The 4987-nt window shown below is 63.2% G+C and carries 8 protein-coding genes; 5 read left to right on the top strand and 3 right to left on the bottom strand.

What is annotated here, in order from left to right:
- Positions 1 to 355 precede the first annotated feature (355 nt).
- Positions 356 to 517, top strand: a complete 162-nt coding sequence (locus Q0283_RS10435) for a hypothetical protein (protein WP_298044511.1) — start codon at positions 356 to 358, stop codon at positions 515 to 517.
- Positions 507 to 1058 carry a hypothetical protein gene (locus Q0283_RS10430; protein ID WP_183526079.1) on the top strand — a complete coding sequence of 184 codons (552 nt, stop codon included), beginning with the start codon at positions 507 to 509 and terminating at the stop codon, positions 1056 to 1058. The genes Q0283_RS10435 and Q0283_RS10430 overlap by 11 nt, the downstream gene beginning before the upstream one ends.
- Before the next feature lie 198 nt (positions 1059 to 1256).
- On the opposite strand, the gene Q0283_RS10425 is transcribed toward Q0283_RS10430, so the two are convergent.
- A complete protein-coding gene (locus Q0283_RS10425) occupies positions 1257 to 1565 on the bottom strand; it encodes a hypothetical protein (protein WP_183526082.1) in 309 nt (102 codons plus the stop codon).
- A 271-nt stretch (positions 1566 to 1836) separates the two neighbouring features.
- Here Q0283_RS10425 and Q0283_RS10420 point away from each other — a divergent pair, with 271 nt between their 5' ends.
- Both Q0283_RS10420 and Q0283_RS10415 read left to right on the top strand, forming a co-directional pair.
- Positions 1837 to 2349, top strand: coding sequence for a GNAT family N-acetyltransferase (locus Q0283_RS10420; protein ID WP_183526085.1), 513 nt, complete (start codon positions 1837 to 1839; stop codon positions 2347 to 2349).
- Between the two features lie 17 nt (positions 2350 to 2366).
- A complete protein-coding gene (locus Q0283_RS10415) occupies positions 2367 to 2795 on the top strand; it encodes a hypothetical protein (protein ID WP_298044509.1) in 429 nt (142 codons plus the stop codon).
- A 208-nt stretch (positions 2796 to 3003) separates the two neighbouring features.
- Here Q0283_RS10415 and Q0283_RS10410 read toward each other — a convergent pair whose 3' ends face one another.
- Positions 3004 to 3171 (bottom strand): hypothetical protein, encoded by a 168-nt coding sequence (locus Q0283_RS10410; RefSeq protein WP_183526091.1) that lies wholly within the window; start codon positions 3169 to 3171, stop codon positions 3004 to 3006.
- Between the two features lie 695 nt (positions 3172 to 3866).
- Between Q0283_RS10410 and Q0283_RS10405 the strand changes: the two genes are divergently transcribed.
- Entirely contained in the window at positions 3867 to 4172 is a 306-nt protein-coding gene (locus tag Q0283_RS10405) for a hypothetical protein (protein WP_255459435.1), read from the top strand.
- An 87-nt stretch (positions 4173 to 4259) separates the two neighbouring features.
- On the opposite strand, the gene Q0283_RS10400 is transcribed toward Q0283_RS10405, so the two are convergent.
- Positions 4260 to 4778 (bottom strand): hypothetical protein, encoded by a 519-nt coding sequence (locus Q0283_RS10400; protein WP_183526094.1) that lies wholly within the window; start codon positions 4776 to 4778, stop codon positions 4260 to 4262.
- Positions 4779 to 4987: the final 209 nt, after the last annotated feature.

Below are 4987 nucleotides of genomic sequence, written 5' to 3'. Positions count from 1 at the left end.
CAGCTGCCGCTTAGGCAGCCTGACCCACCCTGTCACCTATCGGTGCAGCAGTCCCCTTGGCGTCCATAAGAGGATCGACCATTGGAGCGCATACGCACGGTGCGGCCTCTCCGTCTAGGGGTGGCGCCCGTGCGCCTTTGGTCCTGCAGGAATCCAACGACGTGCCTGTGGAACGTTGAACGCGGATCGGTATACCGGGTCGACCAACGGCCGAGGATGAGCCAGGGCGACCCCTTTATAGCGCGAGTTCTCATTTGACCGTGGAAGCGTCTCACCATTCCGCATTCCACCGACCTGCCGGAGTTTGTGGTTGCTGACACAAGACAGCGCCCGTAGTCATCTATAGGTTGGCACCATGACGATGTCCGAGAATGCGCAGGTCACACTAGTCACCAGGGTAGAAATCGAGCAGCAGGGTGACGAGCACGCGCGCGAGGGGATACTCCACCCCGCGGACACCCACAGCTGGCGACTGACCGACCTGGACGCAGTCCCGTGGGTGGACCATGGTGACTAAGACTCGCTGGGCCGCCACCGCGGTCACAGCCATGCTCAGCGGCGCGATGACCGGATGCGCCGTGGCCGAGGGCACCATCGGACCGTTGGGCTTTGGGGTGGACGCCGCGATCTGGCGCACCGGAGTCCACTACTGCGTGCCGGACTCCGTTCTCCAAGAGCCGTACTTCCTCGGGGAGCGAGTCCGGAACCCCACCGGTGAGTCCATCACCCTGACCGGCATCGAGCTGGTCAACCCGGCAGGCGTCGAGCTCGTGGCCTCCGGGGTGGCCCCGGTGAACCCGGACGCCGACGGGTTCATGGCCGGCAACCGCGACCTGGCCGACCCAGAGATGCCGTGGCCGCAGCTGTCCCCCGAACCGCTGCGGTACACGGTTGGCGCCGGCGAGGAGGTCAACCTGATCGTCCAGGTCGAGGGGGACGGGTTGGCGAGGCCGGCGAGCCTGGACCGGCTCAAGCTGCGGTACAGGACAGCTGACAACTGGGAGTACACCGAGTTCTCCGGGACCGACTTCACGTGGGTGCCGACCGCCTCATGCTGACTCGTAACAGCTTTGCCTGGACGCGTGAAATGAAAATTGATCGCTAAACGGCGGTCTTCTGTGATCGCTTGATGGCGGCACCGTCCATGGGCGCAGGGATGTCCGTTAGCGGGATCCCTGTGGGGGACACGCCCTCAGGGATGGCGCCGAGTTCGTCGCGATGCTGGGCAACGGTAGGCACGGCGCCAACTGAGGAGTTCAGTCGGCATCCTCGTGAAGCAAGGAGTTGATGCTTAGGGAAGCAATCGGTGGGTGTTCTTCAAGATATGAAATTTCCAAGTCATCGACACGCCTTCCCTCATGCCACAGCATCACCAACAGTGCGGTTTGAGAAGGGTCGGAAGTCGAAGCGTCAAAAACTAAGGGATTTTCCGCTTCTGGCGGCAACGGCGGCGTCTGGGCCGCCACTGATAACTCAAAGCATTCCTCGCAGTATTCTTTGGGACGGGTTTTGCAGTCAGTGAACTGCTGGCGAAGTACTGCGGCGTAGCCCTCCGCAACTCTCACGAGCTCCGCGAGGAGTCGAGATTGAGCAGGGGTAGGGGGTCCCATTTGTGGTTCTTCCATTCAGCTAAGTGTGCCCCTGGTTCAGCGAGTTCTCGCCGGAGTTTCGGCGCCAATCGTCATCGAGGTCTGCCCCAGCCATTGGAGACCTGGTCGGTAGCTTCGACATAGGGAGGCACGCCCTAGTTCTAGCCCATTAAAGGAGCGCAAAAGCACCATCCACCTTGTGCCCGCAGGAGGATCCCTTTTCGGGCGCGTCTTGTTGAATGGGGGAATGGATATTCGCCCCTGCACCGACGCGGACCTGAGCGTGTTGTGCGCGCGCTGGAGGACGCCCGGCGGAGTCCACGAGGCACACCACGGCCGCCAGCGGGCCGGCCAGACCACCTTTCTGGTCGCGTGGCAGGATCAGGAGCCACTGGGCTCCGGAGTACTGCAGTGGGGTGGGTGCATCGGATCCAACGCCCGGGCCGCGTACCCCGAGGCGGTGGAACTGAACCACCTGCAAGTCCGCGACGCGTACCGCGGACAAGGAGTGGGCAGCGCCCTGATCACCGCCGCCGAGGCCCTCGCATCACAGACCGGCCGGCGCCAGATGGCGGTCGGCGTCGCCGATGACAACCCGGACGCCGAGCGCCTGTACCGCCGCCTGGGCTACCGCCCCACTGGGGTCGTCGACGTCAGCGAGTACGACTGGATCACCGCCGAGGGAGCCGTCCGGCATGAGACCGAACGCGATCACCTCCTGGTCAAGAACCTCGGCCCCACTATGGAGCGAGCCCGGTAATGCTCGTCATCGAACGCGTGGTCGAGCTGCTGACGGACCACTCGGTGGTCGAGGCCGACGCTGACATCCAAGAACGCGACTACTGGCTGGTCTATCTCGAGTACCGGCACATCACCGCCATCCTGATCTTCAACGGTCAATACTCCACCGAGGACCGCATCCAGCGCGGACGAGAGCCGGGATCCGTCCAAGAAGGTCCCGGTCTTTGGTATGTTCCGGACGGAACGCCGGTGGAGATCGCCTCGTTCCTGGCCGGCTGGATGATCGGCCGCGCCGGGGCGCCCCCGCAGCCTTCTCCAGTCGCCGAGCTTTCCGGATCGACACCAGGCCAGCCCGAGCCTCACGGAAGTGGGAACGTTCCCCGCCCTAGCGAGTGGTTCTCCCCGCCAGCCTTCTTCGAAGGTCAACACCGGGCCCGGCTGGACCCGGACGAGCGGAGCGGATGAACACCCAGTGCTCCCACCGCCAGTCCTTCCCGATGCACACAGTTGGACCGTCCCACGAGGCGATCCCCAAACGGATGCCACGGTACGCAGACGGTCAGATACCTTTGGGCGGATTCCAGTGATCGTTTCACCAAGGCTGTGATTGGGTTTTGGACGCTCGCGCTGCTGGTAGTCGATATAGCGTTCTGGAACAGGGAAACCTGGAGGCTCAGTAGTTCGCGTGCGGCGGGTCATCCCGTGTCTTCTTCTCGTTGTGCAACAAGAAGCCGACCCAAAAGACAGCGGCGATCAGCGCCGCAATGACGATCCCCCAGTGGTGTATGGCCAGTCCGAAAATGAAACACGTTCCAATGGGAAGCATGTAGAGCCAGAACATCAGGCGCCCTCTTTGGCGAATCGTCGTGTCACTTAGTCGTCTCATCAACGCTCTTCCTGAAGGAGGCCATACTGGGTCCTCCCAATATTGGGTACTGGCCCGGGGGCCTCAACCCCTGGTCACCGCGCTCTCATCAAGACGGCAAGCTTCTCCGACCTCAAAGCCATCCCGTAGCGGGATCCTTCAGCGAGTCGCCGGTCTTGACTCGACCCGCAGGAGAGTCGTGGTCGACGGCGCAGATGTCGGATTTCGACTGCACATACCGACCGGTCCCATGAACCGCAGCGCACAGGGCATGAGGTGCTAACGCTTCCGGCGAGCCCTCCACTTAAGGATCGGATAGGCAAGCACTAGTCCGAGGGCGAAACCCACGCCGGGCTGCAGGTTGTCCCAGAACGACTCACCGGGGAAAAATAGCGCGTTCACCGCAGCCACTGACAGGGCAAACCCAAAGCCGACTATGCACAAGACCAGGGCCTCGATGCGTCGCTCCTGCCGCGGATTTTCCGTCATGCCAACCTCCGATGATCGCGTGCTCCCGAAGCATAAGGCCAGCAAGACGCATGTCTGAATCGGGTCGGACGTCACAGTAACTTGTTTCTCCTGAATTCCAGGATCTGGTCCGCGAACCTTCTGTCTACTACATGCCAAACGTCCCGCTAGCAGAACCCCCACCGGCCCGAGGATGGGCCAAGATGCAGTTCGCCAACGCCGTCCCGGCGAGGGATCCCCTTACGGTGCGGAGGCTCGGCCTCGGACTCCCGCGCGCTGAAACCTATGCTGGCGGCATGAGGTGGCGGAGGCGCGGGCGCCGGGTATGGATCGTGCAGCAGGACGAAATGCCTGACAACGTCGTCTTGGGGGTGTTCGACGACCCGAGCGACGCCAGTGAGTTCGCCGAAGAGATTCAGGACGAGTTTCCAGGGCATGTCATCATCGAGCAGTTCCCCATCGGCTACAAGTACACCGACGGCTCGGCACGGTACTCCGATTTCTCCTAACCATCCCTGCGCCGCAAAGAACTTCGGCAAGCCGCCCGGGGATATCCCCCCTACGTGCACCGACCGCGTGGTTCCCGTGCGCGGCGGTCAGTCCCAAGCCGTCCTGCCGAGGTCGCCGTGGAGCGTGGTGGACAGGTCACGCACCGTGTACAGCCAGTCCCGGTACCGCAGTTCCACGGCGACGTGGTTCTCCAGGTCCACGATCGCGTGGCCACACCCAACCTGGCCGGCGAACTCCAGCCGGACGCTGTCCCCGTTGCGCCAGGCATCCACAACCTCGTAGTTAGTGGAGGCGTCCCAGATGGGGAGGTCCAGGGGGCTGAACATGGCCAGCGCCGGGTGTGACATCGGGAACTCGTCGCGGTGCGTCCGCAGCGGCGGGGCGTCCGCCGGCTCGAGGACCAGTTCACCGGTGTGGGGGTTGTAGCTGACGGATTCGTCGTCGTTGGTGCCGCGGTATTCGCCGGCCGGGGTCCGGGCGACCACGTGGAAGATGCGGGTGGCGTTTCCGTCGGTGGCGTGGACCGTGGCCTCGATCTGTTCGGGAGCGAAGAGTCTCCGCTTGGACGTGATGAGAGCCGACAGGCTCGTGGCGGCATCATTCATGGTCACTCCATTCCGGTCGTCGTCCCATCATGCCGCCGAACTCCTATGCCGGAGGGGGATCCCCATACAGGGACGACTGAGGGCGAGCAGCCGAGTGAGTCTGGGAGCCACCCGGTCCTGGATCATCAGTGGTTTTGCGGTGCCGCCTGGATGGATAAGGCTAGGAATATGAGTCAGCAGGTGCCCCTCGAGTCCGTTGCAGGATTCGA

The sequence above is a fragment of the uncultured Citricoccus sp. genome (assembly GCF_937871995.1).
Taxonomy (GTDB): domain Bacteria; phylum Actinomycetota; class Actinomycetes; order Actinomycetales; family Micrococcaceae; genus Citricoccus.
Note: the sequence above shows the minus strand (reverse complement) of the source record. Positions and strands in the feature narration are given on the sequence as shown.